This window comes from Streptomyces sp. NPDC004647 (assembly GCF_040609575.1).
Taxonomy (GTDB): Bacteria; Actinomycetota; Actinomycetes; order Streptomycetales; family Streptomycetaceae; genus Streptomyces.
Window position 1 is genome coordinate 1 of record NZ_JBEXKU010000096.1, and the last position, 23749, is coordinate 23749.

The window sequence follows — 23749 nt, forward strand, 5'->3', positions numbered from 1 at the left end:
ACCGGCCGCCCCCAGGGGGCACAGCCGTGCTCGCACGTACTGCGCCCCGGGTCCATGAGCCCGGGCGTGGGAACCCGGCGTACGAACCCGGGCGTACGGATCTGACCCGGGCGTACGGACCTGCGTGTACGGATCTACTGCTGGGCGAGGAGACCGGTGCGCAGCCGTGCCAGCAGCCGCGACAGCAGCCGTGAGACGTGCATCTGGGAGATACCGAGTTCGGCGCCGATCTCCGCCTGCGTCATCTCCTCGCCGAAACGCATCGAGAGGATCTTCCGGTCCCGCGGGCTCAGTTCCTCGATGAGCGGCTGGAGCGCATGCCGGTTCTCCACGGCCTCCATGGCCGGGTCGATGCCGCCGACACGGTCCGCGTACGTACCGCCGCCGTTCTCGGCGCTCTCGTCGACCGGGACGTCGAGGGAGGTGGCGCTGTAGCCGTTGCTCGCGACGATGCCCTCGATGATGTCCTCGGTGCTCAGGCCAAGGTGCTCGGCCAGCTCGGCGGTCGTCGGAGCCCGGCCCAGGGTGCGCGCCATCTCGTCGGTCGCCTTGGCCAGCGACAGACGGAGCTCCTGCAGGCGCCGCGGCACGTGCACCGACCAGCTGGTGTCGCGGAAGAACCTTTTGATCTCGCCGACGATGTACGGCACGGCGAAGGTCGCGAACTCCACTTCGCGCGACAGGTCGAAGCGGTCGATCGCTTTGATGAGACCGATCGTGCCGACCTGGACGATGTCCTCCATCTCGTCGGAGCGGTTGCGGAAGCGGGCGGCCGCGAACCGGACCAGGGACAGATTGAGTTCGATGAGGGTGTTGCGCACGTACTGGTACTCGTACGTCCCCTCCTCCAGGGCAGCCAGGCGGTCGAGGAGGTTCTTCGACAGAGCACGGGCGTCCCCGGCAGCCATCCGGGCCGCGTCACCGGCCCGCGGCAGAGCTCCGACCGACAGCACGGCCGCTTGCGAGAAATCACTGGGCGAACGTTTGGCCGAACCTGTGGATGTCGCGGTGTCCACGTGTCCCTCCCCATGCCGTACCGCGTCGCTGAACCGAAACGCGTCTACCCGCAACCGACGTGTGCACACCTGCCGATGCGTGATCTGTACGCGATGGGTGATGCGTGCCGGCCGGCCTCGCCGAGGTGACTGCGCTCAGGCGAGGAGCGCGGCGAAGCCGTCCCGGCGGGCGAGGCGTTCGAGGTCGTCGAGAGCCTGGCGGGCCTGGGCCGCCGCGTGCGGGTCACGGTCCTCGAGACCGCTCTCCAGGAACTCGTCCTCGTCCAGGCGCAGGATCGCCGCCCGGTCGGCGGAGACCCACAGATCCAGATCCAGGTCCTCGACGACGAGCCCGGCCCGCTCCACCAGAGTGGGCCGCGTGACATCGCAGTACCAGCCCTTCAGCCGGCCGCCCGGATCGCGTACCTCTTTGACGGAGTACCAGCGATCACGCCAGTAGTGCTCGGTGAAGACGTCACCCTGTTCGAAACGGACGAACCCGAAGTCACGCGTCCGAGCACCGGCCCACGGGGCGCGCACCACGACATGCGTGCCGTCGTCGCGGTTCACCACCGCCGGGTACCGGACGTCGCCGCGCGGCCCCTTGACCAGCCGCACGGTGATGTCGTCGCCCGGAGTCAGCGTTCGGGTGACGTCCGTCCCGCTCATGCAGTCCTCACCTCGTGCGCGAAGGGAAATCGGCAGGCCGTGGCGTGTCCCGCCCTCGGGAGGGCTGCGTCGCCGGGCGGACTCCACCGTCGCTCACCGTCCGGTGCGGGCGCCACTCATTTCCGAAGGGTGAGTGCGGTCGAAGGCAGGGCGGAAAGGGGGCCGACCGTCACGCCGTGGTGTACGGCGGCGACAGCTCGAGCAGCCGGGTCCGGGATGCCTGCAGCCGCTGGGCGAGGATCTCCGCGACGGTCCGCATCACCACGACGCCGAGCGCGGTGTCCTCCTCGCACAGCGCCCGCACTTCGTCCCCGTCGAAGGCGTAGGCCCGGACCGGGCTCAGCGCCTCGGCCCCGAAGTCCCACTCGTACGGCGGGAACAGCCACGACCAGCCGAGCAGGTCGCCGGGGCCGAGGGTGGCGACGGTCGCGGCCCGCCGGTCGGCCAGTTGCAGGTCGAGGGTGACCGCGCCCGAGCGTATGATCCAGAATTCCCTCGCGGCCCCTCCCTCCTCGAAGATCCGTGCGTCCTGGGGGAAGGACACCTCGTGGGCCAACTCCATCAGACGATCGCGGACGCCCCTCGGCAGGGCCCGCAGTATCCGGGGCGCAGCAGTCATGGCCGAGAGCCTCCTCGCCTTGGACGCCCTGCCCAGGCGTCGCCGGGTCGACGTGGTCCTGGGAAAATTCCAGTCGACGTACTCCTGGTATTACTCCATTTGACCCACGATCGCCCACCCCCGGCATCCCGAGCCCGGAATACGTCGCAGGTCGCGCCGCCCGGGGGCCATCCCGCAACGGTCCGCGGGGCAGGCCGGCCAAGCCCGTTGCGAATGTGGATCTCGGCCGTGCGACCGCTCATGAGCGGCTCAGCACTCCATGCCGTTGCCCATCCGGCAACCTTTCGCCCGCCCCTGCTGACCGAGGTCGAGGCCCATCAGTCGGATCGCCGCCAAACCTCTCCACCATCTAATCAAATTTGACTAGAATCGTTGGCATGAGCGAGAAGACCATTCCGATCCTGCCGTGCCGCACCATCCAGCCCGTTCTCGACTTCTACACCGCCCTCGGGTTCGATGCGACGTTCCAGCAGACGAGCCCCAATCCGTACGCGGCCGTCGAACGCGGCGGCATCCAGCTCCAGTTCTTCGGGATGAAGCACTACGAACCGGTCGAGTCGTACAGCACGTGCTACATCCGGACTGATGACGTCGACGCACTGCACGAGGTCTTCCGGGCCGGACTCAAAGCAAGGTACGGGAGAGTCCCGACCCGCGGATTGCCGCGCATCGGGCCGCTGAAGGACACGTCGCACGGCATGCGGCAGTTCCTCATGACCGATCCGGGCGGCAACTGCATCCGCATCGGGCAGCAGATGAGCGAGGACCTGCACCACCGGCCCGCGCCCAAGGAAGCCTTCACCCGGGCCCTGCACCACGCGTCCCTCTTCGCGGACTCGAAGGATGACCCGGCGGGAGCCGCGAAGATCCTCGACCGGGTCCTGCGTCGTGAGGACAAGCGGCCCACGCCCGTGCAGCTGCTTCGCCTCCTGGTACTGCGTGCGGATGTCGCCGGGCGCCTCGGTGACGAAGAGACTGCGACGGCTGCGCTCGCCAAGGCTGCCGAGGTCCAGCTCACCGCCGAGGAGCGGGAGTCGGTGCACGACGACCTCACGCGTCTCGGGGAGCTGCGGGTCCAGGGCGTATTTCAAGAGTCTCGCCTGGCCCGCGACGTCCGGCACGCACTCCCCCACCCTTCGGCAGGGTGGGGGTACCCCCAGCGGTAGCAGGGGGGTGCCCCCAGCCGGGTTGTCGGGCTCGTCCGAGTACGCCCAGGACGAGGACGGACCTCACCGAACTCCGTCCGGGGGCACCCCCACCGCCTTGCGATCACACGCACCGGGCGCCGCGGACCCCGCCCTCCGGGCGGACGGCGCCGGATTCGCAACGGACCCTTGGACGCCTGCCGACAGGGCGGCCGCGGCGGTGCGCGCGAGGTCGTCGAGATAGCCGGGAGGCAGCGGGCCGCGCACCACGGCCAGGCGCCAGTAGAGCGGGCCGATGACCACATCCAGCGCGAACCGTGTGTCGGTCTCCGCGGGGAGTTCGCCACGCGTGGCGGCATTACGGATGATCTCTTCGCCGACGCTCTCCTGGATCTGGCTGAGCGATGCCCGGAGGGTCTGTGCGATGTCGGCGTTGCGGGCCGCCTCGGCCAGCAGGTCGGGGACGATCTGCGAGGCCAGCGGATGCCGCAGGGCCTGCGCCGTCGATTCCAGCAGCGCCCGCAGATCGCCGTGGAGGGTACCGGTGTCGGGAGCGGGCGCGTCCTGGACGGCGACGGCCGACACCACCTCGATCACCATCTGCAGCTTCGATGGCCAGCGGCGGTACACGGCCGTCTTGCCGACTCCGGCGCGCCGGGCCACGGCCTCGATGGACAGGCGCCCGTAGCCGGCCGCGGCGAGCTCCTGGAAGACCGCGGCCCGGATCGCCGCTGTGACGTCTTCCTGCAGCACGGCCGCCCCGGCAGGGGGGCGGCGTGGGAGCGGCTTGTCGGCTGTTGGCATGCGGCCACCCTACCGGGGATACGACGGGACGGTTGCGTCCCGTCGTCAATCTGCTCTACGTTCGCGTTACGACGAAACGGTTGCGTTCCGTCGTTCACTGGACCGTATTGCTCTCCCCTGCTCTCGACCTTTCGTTCTCAGGAGCCCGGATGAACCCCTCCCCCGCGGCGCTGGCCGCGCAGTACGGCCTGTCGGTGAGCGGCGCCCGGCCCGGTCTCGCGGAGTACGTCCGCAGGCTGTGGGGACGGCGGCATTTCGTCATCGCCTTCTCGGTGGCGAAGCTGCACGCCCAGTACAGCCGGGCCAGGCTGGGCCAGCTGTGGCAGGTGGCGACACCGCTGCTGAACGCGGCGGTCTACTACTTGATCTTCGGTCTGCTGCTCGACACGCGGCACGGTGTGGACGACTTCGTCCCGTTCCTGGTGACCGGGGTGTTCGTCTTCACCTTCACGCAGAGCTCCGTCCTGGCGGGCACCCGGGCGATCTCCGGGAATCTGGGGCTGGTGCGGGCCCTGCACTTCCCACGGGCCTCGCTCCCGGTCGCGTTCTGTCTCATGCAGGTGCAACAACTGCTCTACTCCCTGGGCGTGCTGGTCGCGATCGTGCTGGCGTGGGGCGAGGTGCCACGCTGGGAGTGGCTGCTGGCGGCGCCCGCACTGCTGCTGCAGTGCCTGTTCAACACGGGTCTGGCGATGGTGATGGCCCGGCTCGGCAGCAGGGTGCCGGACATGGCGCAGCTGATGCCGTTCGTCCTGCGCACCTGGATGTACGCGTCGGGCGTGATGTACAGCCTCGGCAGCGTCACCGGGAACCGGCACTTCCCCGGATTCGTACGGTGGCTGTTGGAGGTGAATCCCGCGGCGGTATACATCGATCTGATGCGGTTCGCTCTGATCGACAGTTTCCGGGAATCCGGAACGCTGCCGCCACATGTGTGGGCGCTGGCGGCGGGCTGGGCGCTGGTGATCGGCACCGGCGGATTCGTGTATTTCTGGAAGGCGGAGGAGACCTACGGCCGTGGCTGAGGACAACGGGTCGGAGGACAGGGGTCCTGCGGACCTGGGGGCGGGCGCGGAGCTCATTCCCACGGTGATCGCGGACGATCTGCACATTGTCTACCGAGTGCACGGCGGGCCCCGCGGAAAAGGCAGTGCGACGGCCGCGCTGTCGCGGATCGTCGGACGCGGGGATTCGTCGCACGTGCGGGAGGTGCACGCCGTCAAGGGGGTGACCTTCACCGCATACCGGGGCGAGGCGATCGGGCTGATCGGCTCGAACGGGTCCGGAAAGACCACCCTGCTGCGGGCCATCGCGGGATTGCTGCCCCCGGAACGAGGCGCGGTCTACACCGACGGTCAGCCGTCGCTGCTGGGCGTGAACGCGGCGCTGCTGAACGATCTGACCGGTGAGCGGAATGTGATCCTGGGCGGGCTGGCGATGGGAATGTCGCGCGAGGACATCCAGGAGAGGTACCAGCAGATCGTGGAATTCTCGGGGATCAATGAGAAGGGGGATTTCATCTCGCTGCCGATGCGGACGTACTCCTCGGGAATGGCGGCCAGGCTGCGCTTCTCGATCGCGGCGGCCAAGGACCACGACGTGCTGATGATCGACGAGGCCCTGGCCACCGGCGACCGGAAATTCCAGAAGCGGTCCGAGGAGCGGATCCGGGAGCTGCGCAAGGAGGCGGGGACCGTCTTCCTGGTCAGTCACAACATCAAGTCGGTCCGGGACACCTGCGACCGCGTGCTGTGGCTGGAGAAGGGCGAACTCGTCATGGACGGTGGTACGGACGAGGTCCTCAAGGCGTACGAGAAATCCACGTCCGACGGCTGAGGTCGCGAGGGCCGAAGGCCGGAGGTTCGGGTCCGGAGGCTGGGCTACGGAAGCTCAGGTACGGAAGCTCAGGTACGTAGCCTGAACCCTCAGGGCTGCGATCCGCACACAGCAGCCGCCGAGCGGATGAACCACGACTACCCCGGCACGCTGGAATTCCGCCACACGGGTACGGGTGGTAGGGATGAGGACCCATCGGAAGACGGCGTCCCGGGAGCAGCCGGCATGGAGTGGTTCACGGATTCCGACTACTGGCTGAGCCGACTGGTCTTCCAGCGGGCCCTGGCCGCCGTATATCTGATCGCCTTTCTGGCGGCCGTCAACCAGTTCCGTGCGCTGATCGGTGAGCGCGGGATGCTCCCGGTGCCGCACTTCGTCGGACAGGTCCCGTTCCGTCGGTCACCCAGCATCTTCCACTTCCACTACTCCGACCGGTTCTTCGCCGCCGTCGCGTGGACCGGCGCCGCCCTCTCCGCCGCCGTGCTGGCGGGCGCCGCCGACGCGGTTCCGCTGTGGGCCTCCATGCTGATGTGGGCGGCCCTGTGGCTGCTCTATCTGTCGGTCGTCAACGTCGGCCAGACCTGGTACAGCTTCGGATGGGAGTCCCTGCTGCTGGAGGCCGGCTTTCTCGCCGTCTTCCTGGGGAACGAACGCACCGCGCCCCCCGTCCTCGTGCTGTGGCTGCTGCGCTGGCTGCTGTTCCGCGTCGAGTTCGGAGCGGGCCTGATCAAGGTGCGCGGAGACCGCTGTTGGCGCGATCTGACCTGCCTCTACTACCACCATGAGACCCAGCCGATGCCGGGCCCGCTGAGCTGGTTCTTCCACCATCTGCCAAGGCCGCTGCACCGCGTGGAGACCGCCGCCAACCATGTCGCCCAGCTCGTCGTCCCGGTGGCGCTGTTCACCCCGCAGCCGGTGGCGAGCATCGCCGCGGCCGCCATCATCCTCACCCAGCTGTGGCTGGTCGCATCCGGCAACTTCGCGTGGCTGAACTGGCTGACGATCGTGCTCGCCCTCCCCGCGCTCGACGGCTCCCTGGCGGCCGACCTGCTGCCGCTGCCCGAACCGCCCGACCTCGCCGCCGCCCCCGTCTGGTTCGAGGTGGTGGTGATCGCGGCCACCGCCCTGGTCCTGGTGCTGAGCTACTGGCCCGCGCGCAATCTGCTCTCCCGGCAGCAGCAGATGAACCGCTCCTTCAATCCGCTCCACCTGGTCAACACCTACGGGGCGTTCGGCAGCATCAGCCGGACCCGCCGGGAGGTGGCCGTCGAGGGGACCGACGAGCCGGAGCTCACCCGGGACACCGTGTGGCGGGAGTACGGGTTCAAGGGCAAGCCGGGGGATACGAAGCGGCTGCCGCCCCAGGTGGCCCCGTACCATCTGCGGCTTGACTGGATGATGTGGTTCGCGGCGCTGTCCCCGGCCTACTCCGGGTCCTGGTTCCTGCCGTTCGTCGAGCGGCTGCTGGAGAACGACCGCGCCACGCTCAAGCTGCTGCGCTCCAACCCCTTCCCCGGCGCGCCGCCCACCCACATCCGCGCCCGGGTCTACGAGTACCGCTTCACCACTCCGGCGGAGCTGCGCGAGACCGGGGCCTGGTGGCACCGGACCCTGGTGGGCGAGTACCTCAATCCGGTGGCTCTGGAGAAGCCCTACCGCAGCTCCCGGTAGGCCCGTAGCGGTTGTCCCGTATTACTCACGCGTCATGCGATGGCCCGAACCTCACAGGCCGTTCGGGCGCTCGCACCACGCCATCGAGCACCCCGCCCACTTCCGGGACACGAACCAGGAATCCCGTCGCATGATCGCCACCTCGGGGGCAACCGGATGACCGGAGGTTGATGGCCATGGTCCCCCTGCTACTCGTTCTGCTTCTCGCCCTGGTTCTCTTCGGCGCCGGTTTCGCGCTCGAGGCGCTGTGGTGGATCGCCGTCATCGTGCCGGCGGTATGGCTCCTCGGATTCCTGATCCGTCCCGCGGCGACCGGCGGCCGCAGGAGCCGCTGGTACCGCTGGTGACGACGGCTGCCCGCCGTCCCGACCGGCTCCCGGTTTCCGGCCGGGGGCCGGTCCTGTACGTCCGGGCCCTCCGCCGGCTCGGCATGGGGCGGGTACGGCCGGCCGGCTGAACCGCACCGACAGGAGCGTGCTTCTCCGGCCCACCGGGTACCCGCAAGCACGGCGATTCCCTGGACGGAGAAAGGCGGTTGTACGACATGGCGGAGTTCCTCACCGACATCGAGACCATCAGGAGCCGGGCGCGCCTGGAGATCGACAAGGGGCCGGTGACGGACGCGTACGGCGCCGATCTGGACCGCGTCATCCTGGTGCTCAACGAGGCTCTGGCCACCGAGATCGTCTGCACGCTGCGCTACAAGCGGCACTACTTCACCGCCACGGGCCTGTACTCCGAGCCGGTCGCGGCAGAGTTCCTCGAGCACGCCCAGCAGGAGGAGGCGCACGCCGACAAGCTGGCACAGCGCATCGTCCAGCTCGGCGGTGAACCGGACTTCAACCCCGACACCCTGACCCGGCGGGCCCACGCCGAGTACGGTGCGAGCCCCGATCTGATCGAAATGATCAAGGAGGATCTGGTGGCGGAGCGCGTCGCGATCGCCGCCTACACCGAGATCGCCCAGTGGATCGGCAACGGCGACCCCACCACCCGCCGTATCTTCGAGGAGCTGCTGGCGCAGGAGGAGGAGCACGCGGACGACATGCGGGCCCTGCTGGAGCGGATTCCGCGCGACAAGCCAGGAGTCTGAGCACCGCCCGGCGGCGCGTACGAGATACGAGGTCGGACGAGTCGGACGCCCGAACGGCGTGCCGCCCGTGCCGTCCGTGCCGGAGCACGCTCCCTCCAACACCCTTCGCCCCCGCCGCCGCTGCTCCCTATGCGGATGCCGCCCTCGATGCGGATGCCGCCTTCGTGACGCGGATACCGCCGAGGCTCCTCATCACCCCCGGCGGCGGAGAGCGCGCCTGCGGCGGTGCAGGACCGCAGCCGAGCCGCACAGGATCAGCGAGCCGGCCCCGGCCGCGAGCCAGCCCGTGGCCGGGGAGCCGTGCGCTACGGCCACGGCCGCCGTCGCACGCTCCGCGACCGGAGGCGTACGGTCCGGCGCTGCGGACGTACGGGTCGGATGCACCTCACGCAGCGGCCCGGCGGCCCGCTGTGGGGCATGGAACCCGAGCGGCGCGACCGTGCCCCGGGGGGCGTGCAGGTACCCGACAGCGGTGACCTTGCCGGCGGCCGCGAAGCCCCAGTCGAGCAGTGAGCGGGCCTCGTGGTAAACGGCGTTGTACGTCCCGGACTGCGGATTCATCACCGTGGCGACCAGCGTGCGACCGCCGCGCCGGGCCGCCACGACGAGGGTGTTGCCCGCTCGGCTGGTGTAGCCGTTCTTCACCCCGATCAGCCCGCGGTACGGATTGACGCCCGGCGCGCCGACCAGAAGGCGGTTGGTGTTCTGAATCCGGAAGGATCCCTTCTCCTTGCCGTCGGCCGTCCTGCCGTTGGGGAACCGTGCCATGGCGGTGGAGCAATAGCGGGCGAAGTCGGCGTCGGCCAAGCCTGCGCGGGCGAACAGGCTCAGGTCGTACGCCGAGGAGACCTGGCCCGGCGCGTCGTAGCCGTCGGCGGAGACCACCCGGGTGTCGTTGGCCCCCAGCGCCTGCGCCTTGGCCCGCATCTGAGCGATCGTCGCGGGCATCGAACCGTTCATCGCGGCCAGCGCGTGTACGGCGTCGTTGCCGGAGCTGAGGAAGACCCCCCGCCACAGATCGGCGACCGTGTATCTCTTCCCGGGCCGTACGCCGACCTGGGAACTGCCCGCGCCGACTCCGGCGAGATCGGCCTCACTCACCGTACGCAGTTCCTTCGGCGGCAGCTTCGGCAGCACGGTCACCGCGAACAGGGTCTTCAGCGTGCTCGCCGGGGGGAGCTGCCGGTGCGCATCCTTGGCCGCGAGAACCCGCCCCGTACGCGCGTCGGAGATCATCCACGACCGGGCGGAGAGCCCTTGGGGGAGCTTGGGCGCGCCCGGTTGCGGCAGCACCTGCACCCCCGGGCGTCCCAGCCGCGGTCCGCCGGCCGCGGCGGGCGGCGGGGCGTGGCGCTGTCCCTCGCCGTCCGCGTACGCGGGCGCGGCGGGGCAGATGACCACCAGACATCCGGCGATGGCGGCGGCTGCGCCGATGCGCGTGTTCAGTCCAGGCTTTGTGTCCATATCTGCACCGTAGGAACGGTCCGCGACCGGTGCCGCGAGTTCCTGCTCCATCCGTGGGCGACGTCCGACGCGACGTCAGATCAGGTGCGATACCTCGTATCTGACGCTCTGTCGGTCACATGGGAGCCAGAAGGGGCTGTTCGCCGGAGGGCGCGGAATCGGCCACGCACCGGACGGCTCCGTCGACGACCGTTGTCAGCGGGGAGTCGACGAGGTGGATGGCCATGCCCACCGTCCGGCCGAGCTGCTCGGCCAGACCGCCGAGGAGCGCCCCGCCGCCGGTGAGTACCAGGCCGCGGCCGACGATGTCGTCCGCCACGCTCGCGGGGCAGTGCGCGATGACGCCGGCCACCGTGGCGGCGATCTTCTTGATCTCCGGTGCGACGACCGGCATCAGCTCGCCGACCGACATGATCGCGGTCTTCGGCAGGTCGCTGATACGGTCCCGGCCACGCACCGGCAGGCAGGCGTCCTGCCCTGCGGCCGCCGCCAGGCTGAGGCTGATCTTCGCCGCCTCGGCGGCCTCAGCGCTGAGGGCCAGGGTGTGCTCCCGCTGCAGATGACCGCCCAGTGCGGCCCCGAAGGCGTCACCCGCGACGGGCGTGGACGCCGCGGCCACCATGTTGCCGAAGGCGAAGGCGGCGACTTCGGTCGTACCGGCGCCGATGTCGACGACCATCGTGCCGGTGGCGTCCCAGACCGGCACCCCGGCGCCGATGGCGGCCAGCGTCGCCTTGGGGAGCAGATGGACCGAGCGGGCCCCGGCGAATTGGAAGGCCTCCTCGACGGCCCGCCTCTGCACCTCGGTGGCCTGGGCGGGTACGCCCGCCACGACCCGGGGCGGCAGCCAGGAGCGCATGCGTCCGCGGTGCTGCCGGCCGAGGGCGTGCCACAGCAGCCGGGTGGCGGCGTCGAAGTCGGTGATCACGCCACGCCGGATGGGCGCAATGGTCTCGATGGCCGGCGGCGTACGGCCCGCCATGCATTTGGCGGCATCGCCGACGGCGACGACCTTGCCGCTACGGGTGTCGACGGCCAGCGCGGACGCCCCGTCGAAGGAGGCGCCACGGGGGCCGCGCATCCGGGTGGAGGACGTACCGAGGTCAACTGCCAGGTGCGTGGCGCCGAGAGCCTGGGACAGAGGCATGGGATTCCTTTCACCACGGACGGTCTTCTGCGTCCAGGCTCCGCCTCCCGCGAGCGCGCGCCACGCGCACCACCCTCGGCACTACCTCGAAAGAGTGCGACGATCCGCTTGTCGTATCCGCCGTCCAGCCCCTCGGCAAAGGAGGCACCTCCCCGGGCAACAAGCCGGGGCCCCGGACCCTTTCGGTCCGGGAGCCCGCTTCTGCTCGGTTGCCGTTCCCGACGTTTCGGCCGCCCCCTCAGTTCTGCCGGGAGCGGCGGCGGGCGGCAAGGACGGAAGGTGCCGCGGCCTGCAACGCACTACCCGCAGCGAGCAACGGTCATGACCCCGCGGACAGCGCCTGTCCTCCTCCAGCCCATCCGGCCGGAAAGGCACACCGCTGTCGGCATACCCCCGGGGCCGAGCCCCTTCGAGCGGGCGCGGTGGCCCTATCACCCGATGAACACCCGTCATGTCTTTCAGGTGATGCCCGCCTGCCCCTTGGGCCGGGGCGCCCGCTGCCCGACACTGATCGCATGACGCAGCGCACGGAGCTCACGGGTCTGCTGGACCGGCTGGCCATCGACGAACTGATCACCGGTTACGCGAGGGCCGTCGACGACGGCGACTGGCCGGCCTATCGAGCCCTGTTCACCCCGGACGGGCGCGCCGACTACCGCTCCTCCGGAGGAATCGCGGGCGCCGCCGCCGAGGTCTCGGGATGGCTGGAGGAGAAGATGCGGCCGTTCCCCGTCCGCCAGCATCTGATCGTCAACCGGCAGGTGCGGATCGAGAGCCCGGACGGGTCCGCCGGGGACAATGCGGTACTTCGGGCGGACTACATCAACCCGATGCGGTTGGACGGCCCCGGGGCCGAGCAGCCGGGAGGCCCGGACTTCCACACCGGCGGCCGGTACACCTTCACGCTGCAGCGCACGGATGACGGATGGCGGGTGCGGGAGATCGTCGCGCAGGAGAAGTGGCGCCGCACGCCGACGGAAGGGCACTCGCAGCCCGGCTGACGGTGCACCGGTCCGTCCGCCCGCTCACCGGTTGCGCCCGTCGGCAGCATGCCGATAGATCGTCATATGAGTGCGAAGAACCGATGTATGTCCTTGGCCGCGGCCGTCGGGGTGCTCGGAGCCGCGCTCACAGCTGCCCGGATGGCCGAGCCCACCGACTCCGGGGCACCCGGCCCGCGAGCCGTACCCGAGCCCGCGTCACCGGCGCCCGCACCGACTGCCCGGCCGCTGTCCTTCGACTACGGCGACGGCGCGCTCACCGAGTCCATCGACACCCCACGCGCCGGGATCTGCTATCCGCTCGCCGGCCCAGGCGCGGCGGCGGCGACCGCTTTCCGCAACAACAGTGAGCTGCGGGCCCAGCTCCAGCCCTCACCAGGCTGCGGCGGGAGCCCGGGGCCGGTCCTGGACCCCGGGCAGAGCCTCGAGGACAGTCCGCCCAGCGCCGGCGTGGTGTTCACCGTCACCACGGGAAGGGCCCCGGACGGCTAGATGCTTCGATGGTGTGTACGAGGCGGCGCCGGTGCGGGTGAGTAGCGGGCCGGGAAGGTGACCGCAGGCGTCGGCGAGGCGTTGGTTGACTGTGACAGCAGTGCAACTTCGACCGGTCGCGGGGCGGCGCAGGCCGCTGGGCGGGCCGGAAGCAGAGGAACCCCCGTCGGCTGACGCGCCGATCTATACGGCCATGGTCGAACGCTGGACGTCCGCGGGCAGAGCGGTGCCCGGGCGCTACGACAATGAATGGATCAGCCTGGTGCGCCGCCCGCCCTGGCCGGGCCGCTGAGAACGGTCGTACGGCGCGTCGGGAACCCGTTCGGCCCTGTGGGGGCGGACGATCGGGGTGACGTCATTCGTACACAGGAGGGATTCATCGTGGCCACGACGCGCATCGCGCACACGGTCTGGGAGGGCAATCTGCTCGAGGGGACGGGCACCGTCACCTTCGACTCCTCCGGGATCGGGGACTACCCCGTTTCCTGGCCCTCGCGCGCCGAGCAGGCCAATGGGAAGACCAGTCCCGAGGAGTTGATCGCCGCGGCCCACTCCAGCTGCTTCTCGATGGCTCTGTCCAACGGCCTCGCCAAGGCCGGCACTCCCCCGACACAGCTGCAGACGCAGGCCGAGGTCACCTTCCAGCCGGGGACCGGCATCACCGGGATTCACCTCACGGTGCATGGACGGGTGCCAGGGCTGGACGAGGCCGCCTTCAACGCGGCCGCCGAGGACGCGAAGGCGAACTGCCCGGTGAGCCAGGCCCTCACCGGCACGACCATCACGCTCACCGCCAAGCTGGCCTGACCGCCGGAGACGACAGCGCCGCCGCCCGGTGGTCCGGGAGGCGGCGCTGTCGTCGGGAGAGCCGAGGGCAGGTCCCCGGTCAGAGGCTGACGCCCTTGTCGGCCAGATAGGACACCGGGTCGATGTCGGATCCGTACTCGGGGGTCTCGCGCACCTCGAAGTGCAGATGCGGACCACTGGATCGCCCGGTGTTGCCCGAGTATCCGAGCAAGTCCCCGGTCGTGACGCGCTCTCCCTTGCTGACAAAGATCTCCGAGAGGTGGGCGAAGAGCGCGTAGCGCCCGTCGTCCATCTGCACGATCACCATCTCGCCGTAGTCACCACCCGAGCCGACGCGGTGGACCGTACCCGAGCCGACGGCGCGCACCGGGGTGCCGACCGGCACGGCAAAGTCAATGCCGGTGTGGTGTCCGGCGATCCACTCGCCAGGGATTCCGTAGGGGGCCGATACGTCCGCGGTCCGTACGGGACTGGACCAGGAATCCGGCGAGCGCTCGAGAGGCCCCTCTTCGAACTGAGGCTCGGTCCCCTCCGCGGCCCCGGCATCAGGGCCCTCCGCGGACACCTCCTCGATCCCGCTCGCGGCCAAATCCTCGGGCTGCTCCTCGGGCTGCTCCTCGGATTGCTTCTCGTATGCCTCCACCGGTTCCGGCTCCCATGGGCCGTCGTCCTGGAGGGGCAGGCCGTAGTGGCGGGTGTCGGTACCGATCTGCTGTGCCGGGGGCTGCTCCCCGTCCCACGCCCAGGCGGTGGCCGTGGCGGGGACGATGCCCAGCACCCCTACGAGGCTGCCGCCCAGCAGGTGCCGGACCAGTCGGCGGTGCGGGACGGGGTGGTGTCCTCGGGGTATGTCTTCCGAACTCACAGGGTGTCCTTTCCGTACGGCGTCAGGTTCTGCGCTCGTGTACGGGCACGACCGGGCCGTCCGGATCGGCGGAGCGGGCCGTGACCGCGGTGGTTCAGGAGTTGCCGCTGTTCCGGCGGCGGATGGCGAGGACGGAAGCTGCCGCGGCCGCGGCCAGCAACGCGCTACCCGCGGCAACCGTCGTGGAATTCATCCCGGCAACACCCCCGCCCTCCCCAGCAGCCGAACCACCCGTGGGAGCAGACCGCCCCACCGTGAACTCACCCTCCACGGACTCCCCGCCCCGCGGACAACGCGTCGTCACCCGAAACCGCTGGCCCACTCGGGCGTCCGACACGACCTTCCCCGACCCCACAAAGTGCGAACGCCCCGTATCCCGCAGCGTCACCCTCCCCTCCAGCCCCGGAGACGTCGCCGTCACCTCCCTCGCCTCGCACCCGCCCCTCTGAACCAACGTCACATGGGCTCCCGCACTCGGCCTCGACGGGGTCACGGTCAAAGACCCCCGCTGCTGCGGATCACCCACAGCCGCCGACACCGGGCCGCCCACCACCGCCACAGCCAGAACACCCGCCGCTACGAAACGCGATCCCATACCCATCAAGAACTCCTCCGGCACGGATGCGGAACCTCGCCGCCCGCTGCCATCCCCGCGCCCACGCCACCCATCCCAACCCGACACACCGTCAAGCGCACGCGCCGCACCCCACGACCCCATCCACCCAACGGACCACCACCCCATCCCACCAATGCCTAGAAACACCAGGTGACACCCACCGCCCGCGGCGCGGATGGAATGGATCGCGCTTCGCCGCCTAACGGGTGAGCGAGGGACGGCGTGACCGGCGATCAGGTCCGCCGCGACGGGCGTGCGCTGCTGCAGAGACGTAGGAGGAGCGGTGTTCCCGGTCTGCCGGAGTGTGCTTCCGGGACGGCGCTGTGGATGCCTGCGGCGGGCGAGGCACCGCGGCGGGTACTGCCGGACGGTTGCGGCGCGCCCCGCGGGCGGTTGAGCCAGTGGCCTCGGTCGCCGGGCAGGACGGGCTCGGGGGGAGTCGCACCGGCCGCCCGACCGCCCTCGAGTACGTCCGAAGACACAGCAGGCCAGTCCCGGGGCTACGGATGCGGGTGGCGGCGCGGGTCCGCGCCGGGACTCCGTTCGTCCCGGCGCGGTGGCGGTGTCCGCGAACCACGCGCCTGTGGCGCGCGCCGTGAAGGCTCGGCCGACCTTCCGCTCGGTGAGCCGCTGTCGTAGGTGACTTCAGTCAGTCGGTGGGCAGCGGCGCGAAGAGGTCTACGGAGTTGCCGTCGGGGTCGAGGACGGCCGCGTAGCGCATGCCCCAGAAGGCGTTCCAGGGCTTCAAGTGCCCGGTGCATCCCGCGGCGAGGAGTTCGGCGTACGTGCGGTCGACGTCGGCGGGGTCGTCACAGGCGAAGGCGAGGCCGATGCGGTGGCCGCCCTGCGGAGGCGTCCAGTCCGGATCGAAGGAGCGGATCGTGTCGACGGTGTCCCAGGCGATGCGGAGCCCGCCGGGCAGTGACGCCTCGACGTGCGGCTCGGCGTCGGCGCCGGCCGGGATGTCCAGGCCGAGCCGCCGGTAGAAGGCGAGTGATGCGGCCATGTCGGAGACAACGAGGCCGATGAGGTCGATGCGAGGTGGCATGGGGGCAGCGTAGGCAGCGGACGGGCGCAGCGGCGTGAACGAACCGAAGTCCTCCGGGAATACAAGGGGTCCGGACGGCTCCTGGAGGCGACCGCCGCGCAGTGGGCGCCACCGACGCACGTACGCGGCCTCGCGCCGCCCCCGTCCTCGGCGCCCGGCGGGCTGCCGAGGCCACCGCGACGCCCCCGGTCACGGCAACCGCGTGCCGGGAGCTTCGCCGCCTGCGGGCATACACGGCGTACGGCCATGTCCGGGCGTCCCGTACCCGGCCGTCCTTCGGCCGATGGCGGCGGTGTGCGCGGCTGCCGGCGGGCATGGAGGACCGCGCGGATCAGGACGAGGGACGGCGGTGACGAACCGGGGTCACCACAACGGACCGGGGTCGCCACATAGGTGAGCGGCAGCCGATGCCGGCTGCCGCTCCGGAAGGCGCAGAGAGAACCGGTGGGGTGGCCGGCTCCTTCCCGCCGGGTCACGTTTCGCGACGGGGCCTCATCGTGCCCGCTGCGACCAGCCCCAGCAGGCAGACGACTGCGCCGATGACGACGTTGTTCCAGATCATCCCGCTGTCAGGGAAACGGGTCACCACCCATGGTGAAATGATCAACCAGACGCCCATCAGGGCCATGGTCCAGCTCAGACCACCCAACCTCTCCGGTGCGGCAGCGAGCCCGATCCCCATCAGGGCGATGGCGATACCCAGGACGAGGTTGTTGAGGGTCAGCTCGGGCTGGGCGCCCGAAAAGTGCACCGTCCAGGGAGAGATGGCGCAGTACACACCGGCGAGGAACGCCAGTCCCTCGACGGCACTCGCACCCCGCCCGTGGAGCATCTCGGCGTACCGTTCCCGCATTTCATGCACATCAGGGTGACTCGAAAGATCACCTGGCCGGTGCGAGAGGTCGGCCATGCGACTCGCCTCCTTCAATCCGTGCCCTTTTGTCCGTACTGCCCGACATCGGGCGAGCAGTACCATTGTGCTCTTTCAGCCGGTTTATTGATAGATGTACTTCTGCTGGAAACTGCACTTCCGGGCGGGGCCGCCGCCGGCCTACGAAGAGGTGACATGGCATGCGCCCGCTTACACCGGGCGAGGCGCTCGCGCATACCCCGCGACCGCGAACCCACATGCCGGCAGCCGCGGATTCCGGGGGCCGCCCCTTGCGGCCATCGTGGGGCCGTCACCGCCCGCCGAACTGCTCCAGGAGCTCGTCCTTGCCGAACATGCGGGCCGTGTCCACAGCGGACGGGGTGCCCGCCGCAGGGTCGGCGCCGCCCGCCAGCAGCGCGCGGACCACCTCGTCCTCACCCTTGAAGACCGCGCCGGCCAGCGGCGTCTGGCCGCGGTCGTTCGCCCGGTCGGGGTCGGCGCCACGGCTCAGCAGAGCCTCCACCGCGCCGGCATGGCCGTGGTAGGCGGCGAGCATGACGAGCGAGTCGCCCTGGTCGTTGGTGAGGTTCGCCGGGACACCGGCGTCGACGTAGGCGGCGAGCGTGGCGGCGTCTCCCCTGCGCGCAAGGTCGAAGAGCTTGGTCGCCAACTCGACGACCTCGGGGTCGGGGCCCTCCCGACCTGCGGCATCTCCTGATTCAGGAGCACTCATCCGATGATCCGCCTTCCAGAGTCCGCGCCGTCCGGTTGATTCGACAGCGTACTGCGGCGCCCTCGCCACCAGCCGGGCCGCCCACGGCGAGGACCGACTCGGTGGGGCCGCCACTCGTCCGGGTCGCCGGCTGGACCAACCGAGGCTATTTCCATGACAAATCCCCCGTTCGCCCCCTTTCCGGCGTAGATACCTGGTGTGAAGCTGTATCAACTCATGGTGACCGCGAGCGTCCCCACCCCCACAGGAGAAACCCATGATTCTGTCCATCTCGGGCGTCGTGCTACTCGCCATCATCGTCTTCCTCTTCTTCCGCAAGGACGGGCTCAAGGCCTCCCACGCCGTGGCCTGCGCACTCTTCGGCTTCTTCCTCGCGGGCACCGCCCTCGCACCGAGCATCAAGGCCGGCAGCGCGAGCCTGGCGAGCCTGCTGGGCGGAATCAAGTTCTAGGCCGTCTCCGGGACAGGGCCTGAATCCGGCAACCGCCCCCGACACACCACCCTCAGGAGAAGCACGTGGCCCGGCGTCCGCTGCCCCGCATCCTCACCCCCTGTGCGCCCATCGCACGGGGCCGCCGCTTCGCACGCACAGCCGCCGGCAGCGCCACCGACGTCCTCCACCCGCTGATCGTCATCAGCCGCGGACTGCGCCGCCTCGCCGTCACCGGGCTGCGACGCTGGTCCGCGACGCCGAGGGACCGGCGCGGCCCGGCACTGTTCACGGCCGCGGCCGGACTGGCGGTGGTGGTCCTGATGCCGTACGGGCCGCTGCTCGGGCTGATCGTGCTGATGGGAGCCGGAGCCTGGGCGGGGTATGACCGCAATCCTGCCGGGACCGGGCCGGGGGAGGCCGAACTCGGGCGGCTCCGGGTGCTCTACGAAGCGCTGGTGCCCTACTTCTCCTCGGCCGACGACCCCACCCCGCTGTACGCCCACGGTGGCGACTGGCAGGAGGCCTTCCCGGACTACGAGTTCGACGACAGCGGGCGGCTCACCCGGTTGCGGCTGCGCTATCCGCCGTACTTCACCGACGGCGAGCCCGGCTCCCGGGCACGTATCGAGCAGCTTCTGCAGACCAAGTCCGGGCGCGGACGGGAGTACTTGTTCGAGTGGGAGGAGGAGGCCAACGAACTCCACCTGACCGTGCTCACGGCGCTGCTCACCGACCTCTGCGCGCAGCGCTTCGTCGTCGCACCCGGCGAGACGGTCCTCGGCTTCACCGACGCGGGCGGCGTGCAGCGCACGGTCCCGGTGAGGGCCGGCAACACGGCGCGCGACGCGCCGCCGGTGGTGTGGCGGACCGGGCCGCGTTCCACTGAGCCGCATCTGCTGGTGCTCGGCCGGCCTGGCAGCGGAACCACGACCCTGCTGCGCTCCATCGCCCTCCAGGCGCTGCACCATGACGGCGATGTGCTGGTGGTGGACGGCAGCAGTGCCGGTGAGTACGCGTTCCTGACCGGGCGGTCCGGTGTGCTCGCCGTCGAGTGCGGCCTCACCGGCGCCCTGGCGTCCCTGGAGTGGGCGGCTCACGAGACCGAGCGTCGGCTGATCTCCGCCAACCGCGCCCGCCGGAACGGCCGCCTGGCGCCGGTGGACACCCGCCGACAGCTGTGGATCATCCTCGACCGCCCGGCCGTTCTCAGCCATCTCGCCCGCGCCGAGGGCCGGACGGACCCGCAGCAAGTGCTGCAGATCCCCCTGCGGCACGGGCGGTCGGCGGGCGTCACGGTCGTCGTCGCCGACCAGTTCGACTGCGCCGAGGCGCTGACCGAGACCGTACGGTCGCACAGTCAGGCGCGCGTCGTCCTCGGAGCGGCCTCCGCGGAGCAGGTCCGGGGCGTGCTGGGCGTGCCGCCGCACACCACACCGGTTCCGGACATCCCCCCGGGGCGCGGCTACGCGCGGCTGGGCACGGGGGTGGTCCACCGGCTCCAGGTGCCGGCCACACCCGACCCGTACGACTCCGCGACGAGCGAGGCCCAACGGCGAGCCGTCTTGGAGCTGCTGCCGGAGCCCACGCAGATCGTCATGCCGCCCGCGCAGCCCGCGGCGGCGCACGCCGACGGCTGACGGCGCCGAGCGCGTTCCGCCACGCCCGGTCGCCGGAGGATGCTCCACCGCGTGACTCTCCGCCTGCCGCTGCGCGCGCCGCCCCACCGGACTCCGGCGGTCTGCCGGGCCTGTGAAGCCCGGCCTCCGGGAGGCCGTCGGAGCTCGAACGCTGGGTGGGCGGTGCGGGGCGGGCGCATCGGAAGGCGGTGCGCGGAAGCAGCTCTGCACCGCGGGGAATGCTCCTTCGCGTGACCCTTCGCGTGCGCCGCGCGCCCGTCCACCGGGCGCCGACGGCCTGCCGGACGCCTTGTGCAGACCGGCTTCCGTGAGTGACCCACGCCTTCGCCGGGCGGGCGTTACGGCCGTTGGAGATCGGGCCGGGGGGCGGCGCGGGCGGTCGCGTCGGAGGGCGGCAGGCGGAAGCAGCACTGCACCGCTGCGGGCGGGTGAACTCCGGCCTCGTGCCTGCCCGGCGGTACCGAACTGCGCGGCACCGCGCCCCCGGAGGGAGGTCAGGCGACCAGACTGCCGGGGGCGTCCGAGGCCGCGGGTGCTCCGGTCTCCACCAGGCGGGCCGCCGCGGCGAGCCGTGTGGCCGCTGTCTCGGCGAGTGCGCCGCCGACCGTGAAGGGCAGCCGTACGAATCCCTCGAAGGCGCCGTCCACGCCGAACCGGGGGCCGGAGGGGACACGTACGCCGAGGCGCTCCCCCGCTTCGGCGATCCGCGAGCCGGACAGGCCGCCGGTGCGGGCCCACAGTGTGAGCCCGCCGGGCGGAACGCTGAACTCCCAGTCGGGCAGGTGCCCGCGGAGGGCGGCGACGAGCGCGTCTCGGTTCTCCCGCGCCTGCGCCCGGCGGATGTCGACGGCCGCCTCCCAGCCGCCGTCGCGCAACAGCCAGGTCACGGCGAGCTGTTCGAGCACCGGCGAGCCGAGGTCGGTATAGGCCCGGGCCGCGACCAGGCTGCGGATCACATCGGGAGCCGCACGGACCCAGCCGATGCGCAGGCCCGCCCAGAACGCCTTGCTGGCCGAGCCGACGGTGACGACGGTGCTGCCCGAGGGATCGAAGGCCGAGACCGGGCGCGGCATTTCGGCGTCCGGATCCAGCCGCAGCTCCGACATGGTCTCGTCGGCGACGAGGACCGTACCGGCGGAGCGGGCGGCTGCCACGAGCTCCCGACGCTGTTCCTCGGTGGCCAGGGCGCCGGTGGGGTTGTGGAAGTCGGCCATGACATAGGCCATGCGCGGTGCGGCGTCGCGCAGCACCTGCCGCCACGCCGGGATGTCCCAGCCGCCGAGCCCGTCGGCCATGGCGACCGGTACGAGCCGGGCGCCCGCCTCGCGCATCAGCTGGAGGACATTGGCGTAGGACGGGGATTCCACGGCGACGCGCTCGCCCCGGGCGGCGAAGAGATGACAGGTGGCGGCGACCGCGCCCATCGCGCCGGTGGTGACCATGATCTGCTCGGGCATGGTCGGGATGCCGCGGGCGGTGTAGCGGTCGGCGAGGGCCTGGCGCAGCGCCGGGAGCCCGGCCGGGTAGTCGCCGTGGGTGTGGGCGTACGGCGGCAGCTCCTCCAGGGCGCCCTGCACGGCCCGGCTGAGCCAGGGCTCCGGTGCGGGCAGGGCGGCGCAGCCGAGGTCGATCATCGACTCGGCGGCGTCCGGCGGGAGCGGGTCGAGTCCGCGGGTCGGCAGGGGGCTGCCGGCCGGGACGGCGGTCCAACTGCCCGCCCCGCGCCGCGATTCGAGGAACCCCTCCGTGCGCAACGACTCGTACGCGGAGGCGACGGTGGTGCGGCTCAGGGCGAGTGCGGCGGCGAGTTCGCGCTCGGCGGGGAGCCGGGCGGCGACCGGGACCCGGCCTTCAAGGACGAGCAAGCGCACGCCGTCGGCGAGCGCGCGGTAGGCGGGCACCCGTCGGCCCACCGGGGTCTCACGTCCTGCCGCATGCTGGGATCGAAGCAGCCGGGCGAGTTGCGCGGCGCCGACTGCTGAAGTCCACTGACCCATGGTCTCCAGTCCACCTTCCCCGAATTGGCCATGGAAGCGTGGTGCTTCCCCGCCACAGAGTGGCACGGGTCAGGCCACTTTCACCACTGGGGAGGGTTCTTTGTCCGGATCACCAGGACCCCGGCGTCTCACCCGCCGGGTCGTCCAGCTGTACGCCGGGCTGGTGCTGTACGGCGTGAGCGCGGGACTGCAGTTGCGGGCCGGGCTGGGCCTCGGCCCGTGGGATGTGTTTCATCAGGGGGTGTCCGAGCACTCGGGGCTGTCGATCGGTGTGGTGTCGATCGTCGTCGGCGCCGTCGTGCTGCTGCTGTGGATTCCGCTGCGGCAGATGCCGGGACTGGGCACGGTGTCGAATGTCGTGGTGGTCGGGCTGGCGATGGACGCGACGCTGGCGCTCGCACCCGACGCGCACGGGCCGGCTCTGCGGATTCCGCTGCTGGTCTTCGCGATCGTGCTGAACGGCGCGGCGACCGGGCTCTATATCTCGGCGCGCTTCGGGCCGGGCCCGCGAGACGGCCTGATGACCGGTCTGCACCGGCGCACCGGCCGGTCGATCCGTCTGGTGCGCACCGGCATCGAGGTCTCTGTGCTGGCGACCGGGTTCCTGCTGGGCGGCTCGGTCGGAGTCGGCACGGTGGCGTACGCCCTGGGGATCGGCCCGCTGGCGCAGCTGTTCCTGCGGGTTTTCGCCATTCCCGCGGGGGACGGCGAGCATTCCCGGCTGGTGGCGCGCGGCGAGCGGGCCGAGGGTCACGCCGGTGGCGACCGGCGGACGGCCTCATGACGGGCCGCGCGGGAACCCGCGTACGGCGGCGCCGGCGCCGAGGGGTTCGCGGTGGTGCGTGGGCGGCGCCAACTGGCGCTTCCGCGGTCGCCGTTCCCGCATCCGTGTCGCGGGAAAAGCAGGCCGAGCACGGTTTTTGGCGTACGAGCCGAGTGACCGGGGTACGAGCCGACTGGGCCGATGACGTTCGGCCCGGTCCTCCGGCTCGCCAGGAGCCACCGGGGAAGCGATCGTCCTCCTGATGATGTTCTTCGCTGCGGGGTTCGCGCTGCCGGCGCGGGTGCCGGTGCGGGGCGCGGTGACGGCGGCGGGCAACCTCGTATCGGACCGGATTTAGGGTCTTGCGCCGAAGGCCGGTAGTGTACGCCCTTGACCTGCCGGACGGACCGTTACTGCGCGCTGAAGAAGAGGAAACGCTGGGTGACATCTGCTGCCAGATGTGACAAACCGGACGCTGGTGGGTACAACAAGGGGCGGCACGACGGGCGACGCATTGTCCCGGAACGGGAATCTTCACCGCCGACCGGACGTTGCACCGGATGACGACGACAGCGACACCTGTCCTGTGGGCGACAAGCCCGGGAGGCACGATTCATGAGTGAGCGAGCTCTCCGCGGCACGCGACTCGTGGTTACCAGCTACGAGACCGACCGCGGCATCGATCTGGCCCCGCGCCAGGCGGTGGAGTACGCATGCCAGAACGGACATCGATTTGAGATGCCGTTCTCGGTAGAGGCGGAAATTCCGCCGGAGTGGGAGTGCAGGGCCTGCGGCGCCCAGGCACTCCTGGTGGACGGCGAGGGCCCTGAGGAGAAGAAGGGCAAGCCCGCGCGTACGCACTGGGACATGCTCATGGAGCGGCGCACCCGCGAAGAACTGGAGGAGGTGCTGGCCGAGAGGCTGGCAGTTCTGCGCTCCGGTGCCATGAACATTGCCGTGCATCCGCGGGACAACCGCAAGTCCGCGTAAGCGGACGAATAGATCAACAGCACCGCCGCGGGGGGGGGGGCCCCCCCCCCCCC

Annotated in this window: 25 protein-coding genes; 14 read left to right on the forward strand and 11 right to left on the reverse strand. The window is 70.8% G+C overall.

Going from position 1 to position 23749, the window contains the following annotated elements:
* Positions 1 to 134: 134 nt before the first annotated feature.
* From ABZW18_RS29555 to ABZW18_RS29565, 3 genes are all read right to left on the reverse strand, one after another.
* On the reverse strand, positions 135 to 908 hold the full coding sequence (locus tag ABZW18_RS29555; protein ID WP_356193358.1) for a SigB/SigF/SigG family RNA polymerase sigma factor: 774 nt from the start codon (positions 906 to 908) through the stop codon (positions 135 to 137).
* Positions 909 to 1151: 243 nt separating this feature from the next.
* Positions 1152 to 1664 carry a DUF402 domain-containing protein gene (locus tag ABZW18_RS29560; protein ID WP_356193307.1) on the reverse strand — a complete coding sequence of 171 codons (513 nt, stop codon included), beginning with the start codon at positions 1662 to 1664 and terminating at the stop codon, positions 1152 to 1154.
* A 169-nt stretch (positions 1665 to 1833) separates the two neighbouring features.
* Complete coding sequence (locus ABZW18_RS29565; RefSeq protein WP_356193309.1) at positions 1834 to 2283, reverse strand: cyclic nucleotide-binding domain-containing protein; 450 nt, start codon at positions 2281 to 2283, stop codon at positions 1834 to 1836.
* A 377-nt stretch (positions 2284 to 2660) separates the two neighbouring features.
* On the opposite strand from ABZW18_RS29565, the gene ABZW18_RS29570 reads away from it, so the two are divergent.
* Positions 2661 to 3449 (forward strand): VOC family protein, encoded by a 789-nt coding sequence (locus tag ABZW18_RS29570; protein ID WP_356193311.1) that lies wholly within the window; start codon positions 2661 to 2663, stop codon positions 3447 to 3449.
* 63 nt (positions 3450 to 3512) lie between these two features.
* On the opposite strand, the gene ABZW18_RS29575 is transcribed toward ABZW18_RS29570, so the two are convergent.
* The gene (locus ABZW18_RS29575) at positions 3513 to 4232 is read right to left on the reverse strand and encodes a TetR/AcrR family transcriptional regulator (RefSeq protein ID WP_356193313.1); all 720 of its coding nucleotides are present in this window, start codon (positions 4230 to 4232) and stop codon (positions 3513 to 3515) included.
* Positions 4233 to 4381: 149 nt separating this feature from the next.
* Here ABZW18_RS29575 and ABZW18_RS29580 point away from each other — a divergent pair, with 149 nt between their 5' ends.
* From ABZW18_RS29580 to ABZW18_RS29600, 5 genes are all read left to right on the forward strand, one after another.
* The gene (locus tag ABZW18_RS29580) at positions 4382 to 5257 is read left to right on the forward strand and encodes an ABC transporter permease (RefSeq protein WP_356193315.1); all 876 of its coding nucleotides are present in this window, start codon (positions 4382 to 4384) and stop codon (positions 5255 to 5257) included.
* Positions 5258 to 5291: 34 nt separating this feature from the next.
* Complete coding sequence (locus tag ABZW18_RS29585) at positions 5292 to 6068, forward strand: ABC transporter ATP-binding protein (RefSeq protein ID WP_356193361.1); 777 nt, start codon at positions 5292 to 5294, stop codon at positions 6066 to 6068.
* Between the two features lie 225 nt (positions 6069 to 6293).
* On the forward strand, positions 6294 to 7739 hold the full coding sequence (locus ABZW18_RS29590) for a lipase maturation factor family protein (RefSeq protein WP_356193318.1): 1446 nt from the start codon (positions 6294 to 6296) through the stop codon (positions 7737 to 7739).
* Between the two features lie 176 nt (positions 7740 to 7915).
* Positions 7916 to 8086, forward strand: a complete 171-nt coding sequence (locus ABZW18_RS29595; protein WP_356193320.1) for a hydrophobic protein — start codon at positions 7916 to 7918, stop codon at positions 8084 to 8086.
* Between the two features lie 197 nt (positions 8087 to 8283).
* Positions 8284 to 8832 (forward strand): ferritin-like domain-containing protein, encoded by a 549-nt coding sequence (locus tag ABZW18_RS29600; protein WP_356193322.1) that lies wholly within the window; start codon positions 8284 to 8286, stop codon positions 8830 to 8832.
* A gap of 192 nt (positions 8833 to 9024) precedes the next feature.
* Here ABZW18_RS29600 and ABZW18_RS29605 read toward each other — a convergent pair whose 3' ends face one another.
* Complete coding sequence (locus ABZW18_RS29605) at positions 9025 to 10296, reverse strand: serine hydrolase (protein ID WP_356193325.1); 1272 nt, start codon at positions 10294 to 10296, stop codon at positions 9025 to 9027.
* A gap of 115 nt (positions 10297 to 10411) precedes the next feature.
* A complete protein-coding gene (locus ABZW18_RS29610; RefSeq protein WP_356193327.1) occupies positions 10412 to 11443 on the reverse strand; it encodes a rod shape-determining protein in 1032 nt (343 codons plus the stop codon).
* A 515-nt stretch (positions 11444 to 11958) separates the two neighbouring features.
* Here ABZW18_RS29610 and ABZW18_RS29615 point away from each other — a divergent pair.
* From ABZW18_RS29615 to ABZW18_RS29630, 4 genes are all read left to right on the forward strand, one after another.
* Positions 11959 to 12444: a nuclear transport factor 2 family protein gene (locus ABZW18_RS29615; RefSeq protein ID WP_356193328.1), complete on the forward strand. Its 486-nt coding sequence runs from the start codon at positions 11959 to 11961 to the stop codon at positions 12442 to 12444.
* Between the two features lie 66 nt (positions 12445 to 12510).
* On the forward strand, positions 12511 to 12936 hold the full coding sequence (locus ABZW18_RS29620; RefSeq protein WP_356193330.1) for a hypothetical protein: 426 nt from the start codon (positions 12511 to 12513) through the stop codon (positions 12934 to 12936).
* 100 nt (positions 12937 to 13036) lie between these two features.
* Complete coding sequence (locus tag ABZW18_RS29625) at positions 13037 to 13228, forward strand: hypothetical protein (protein ID WP_356193332.1); 192 nt, start codon at positions 13037 to 13039, stop codon at positions 13226 to 13228.
* Between the two features lie 89 nt (positions 13229 to 13317).
* Positions 13318 to 13743 (forward strand): OsmC family peroxiredoxin, encoded by a 426-nt coding sequence (locus ABZW18_RS29630; RefSeq protein WP_356193335.1) that lies wholly within the window; start codon positions 13318 to 13320, stop codon positions 13741 to 13743.
* A gap of 79 nt (positions 13744 to 13822) precedes the next feature.
* On the opposite strand, the gene ABZW18_RS29635 is transcribed toward ABZW18_RS29630, so the two are convergent.
* The 4 genes from ABZW18_RS29635 to ABZW18_RS29650 form a co-directional block, all read right to left on the reverse strand.
* Positions 13823 to 14608 (reverse strand): M23 family metallopeptidase, encoded by a 786-nt coding sequence (locus tag ABZW18_RS29635; protein WP_356193338.1) that lies wholly within the window; start codon positions 14606 to 14608, stop codon positions 13823 to 13825.
* A 1265-nt stretch (positions 14609 to 15873) separates the two neighbouring features.
* Positions 15874 to 16272, reverse strand: a complete 399-nt coding sequence (locus tag ABZW18_RS29640) for a VOC family protein (protein ID WP_356193340.1) — start codon at positions 16270 to 16272, stop codon at positions 15874 to 15876.
* Positions 16273 to 16744: 472 nt separating this feature from the next.
* On the reverse strand, positions 16745 to 17182 hold the full coding sequence (locus ABZW18_RS29645; protein ID WP_356193342.1) for an SPW repeat protein: 438 nt from the start codon (positions 17180 to 17182) through the stop codon (positions 16745 to 16747).
* Between the two features lie 271 nt (positions 17183 to 17453).
* Entirely contained in the window at positions 17454 to 17876 is a 423-nt protein-coding gene (locus ABZW18_RS29650) for an ankyrin repeat domain-containing protein (protein ID WP_356193345.1), read from the reverse strand.
* A gap of 256 nt (positions 17877 to 18132) precedes the next feature.
* Between ABZW18_RS29650 and ABZW18_RS29655 the strand changes: the two genes are divergently transcribed.
* Together ABZW18_RS29655 and ABZW18_RS29660 are read left to right on the forward strand one after the other, a co-directional pair.
* On the forward strand, positions 18133 to 18327 hold the full coding sequence (locus tag ABZW18_RS29655; protein ID WP_356193347.1) for a hypothetical protein: 195 nt from the start codon (positions 18133 to 18135) through the stop codon (positions 18325 to 18327).
* Between the two features lie 65 nt (positions 18328 to 18392).
* Complete coding sequence (locus tag ABZW18_RS29660; protein WP_356193350.1) at positions 18393 to 19946, forward strand: hypothetical protein; 1554 nt, start codon at positions 18393 to 18395, stop codon at positions 19944 to 19946.
* A gap of 494 nt (positions 19947 to 20440) precedes the next feature.
* On the opposite strand, the gene ABZW18_RS29665 is transcribed toward ABZW18_RS29660, so the two are convergent.
* Positions 20441 to 21943 (reverse strand): PLP-dependent aminotransferase family protein, encoded by a 1503-nt coding sequence (locus tag ABZW18_RS29665; RefSeq protein WP_356193352.1) that lies wholly within the window; start codon positions 21941 to 21943, stop codon positions 20441 to 20443.
* A 100-nt stretch (positions 21944 to 22043) separates the two neighbouring features.
* On the opposite strand from ABZW18_RS29665, the gene ABZW18_RS29670 reads away from it, so the two are divergent.
* Positions 22044 to 22727 carry a hypothetical protein gene (locus ABZW18_RS29670; protein WP_356193354.1) on the forward strand — a complete coding sequence of 228 codons (684 nt, stop codon included), beginning with the start codon at positions 22044 to 22046 and terminating at the stop codon, positions 22725 to 22727.
* A gap of 594 nt (positions 22728 to 23321) precedes the next feature.
* The gene (locus ABZW18_RS29675) at positions 23322 to 23696 is read left to right on the forward strand and encodes an RNA polymerase-binding protein RbpA (RefSeq protein ID WP_356193356.1); all 375 of its coding nucleotides are present in this window, start codon (positions 23322 to 23324) and stop codon (positions 23694 to 23696) included.
* The last annotated feature ends 53 nt before the right edge of the window (positions 23697 to 23749 follow it).

Excerpts from the sequence above, each read along its gene's own strand:
- ABZW18_RS29555 (WP_356193358.1), bottom strand. The coding sequence starts at position 908 with ATGGCTGCCGGGGACGCCCGTGCTCTGTCGAAGAACCTCCTCGACCGC.
- ABZW18_RS29560 (WP_356193307.1), bottom strand. The coding sequence starts at position 1,664 with ATGAGCGGGACGGACGTCACCCGAACGCTGACTCCGGGCGACGACATC.
- ABZW18_RS29565 (WP_356193309.1), bottom strand. The coding sequence starts at position 2,283 with ATGACTGCTGCGCCCCGGATACTGCGGGCCCTGCCGAGGGGCGTCCGC.
- ABZW18_RS29570 (WP_356193311.1), top strand. The coding sequence starts at position 2,661 with ATGAGCGAGAAGACCATTCCGATCCTGCCGTGCCGCACCATCCAGCCC.
- ABZW18_RS29575 (WP_356193313.1), bottom strand. The coding sequence starts at position 4,232 with ATGCCAACAGCCGACAAGCCGCTCCCACGCCGCCCCCCTGCCGGGGCG.
- ABZW18_RS29580 (WP_356193315.1), top strand. The coding sequence starts at position 4,382 with ATGAACCCCTCCCCCGCGGCGCTGGCCGCGCAGTACGGCCTGTCGGTG.
- ABZW18_RS29590 (WP_356193318.1), top strand. The coding sequence starts at position 6,294 with ATGGAGTGGTTCACGGATTCCGACTACTGGCTGAGCCGACTGGTCTTC.
- ABZW18_RS29595 (WP_356193320.1), top strand. The coding sequence starts at position 7,916 with ATGGTCCCCCTGCTACTCGTTCTGCTTCTCGCCCTGGTTCTCTTCGGC.
- ABZW18_RS29600 (WP_356193322.1), top strand. The coding sequence starts at position 8,284 with ATGGCGGAGTTCCTCACCGACATCGAGACCATCAGGAGCCGGGCGCGC.
- ABZW18_RS29605 (WP_356193325.1), bottom strand. The coding sequence starts at position 10,296 with ATGGACACAAAGCCTGGACTGAACACGCGCATCGGCGCAGCCGCCGCC.
- ABZW18_RS29610 (WP_356193327.1), bottom strand. The coding sequence starts at position 11,443 with ATGCCTCTGTCCCAGGCTCTCGGCGCCACGCACCTGGCAGTTGACCTC.
- ABZW18_RS29615 (WP_356193328.1), top strand. The coding sequence starts at position 11,959 with ATGACGCAGCGCACGGAGCTCACGGGTCTGCTGGACCGGCTGGCCATC.
- ABZW18_RS29620 (WP_356193330.1), top strand. The coding sequence starts at position 12,511 with ATGAGTGCGAAGAACCGATGTATGTCCTTGGCCGCGGCCGTCGGGGTG.
- ABZW18_RS29640 (WP_356193340.1), bottom strand. The coding sequence starts at position 16,272 with ATGCCACCTCGCATCGACCTCATCGGCCTCGTTGTCTCCGACATGGCC.
- ABZW18_RS29645 (WP_356193342.1), bottom strand. The coding sequence starts at position 17,182 with ATGGCCGACCTCTCGCACCGGCCAGGTGATCTTTCGAGTCACCCTGAT.
- ABZW18_RS29650 (WP_356193345.1), bottom strand. The coding sequence starts at position 17,876 with ATGAGTGCTCCTGAATCAGGAGATGCCGCAGGTCGGGAGGGCCCCGAC.
- ABZW18_RS29655 (WP_356193347.1), top strand. The coding sequence starts at position 18,133 with ATGATTCTGTCCATCTCGGGCGTCGTGCTACTCGCCATCATCGTCTTC.
- ABZW18_RS29665 (WP_356193352.1), bottom strand. The coding sequence starts at position 21,943 with ATGGGTCAGTGGACTTCAGCAGTCGGCGCCGCGCAACTCGCCCGGCTG.
- ABZW18_RS29675 (WP_356193356.1), top strand. The coding sequence starts at position 23,322 with ATGAGTGAGCGAGCTCTCCGCGGCACGCGACTCGTGGTTACCAGCTAC.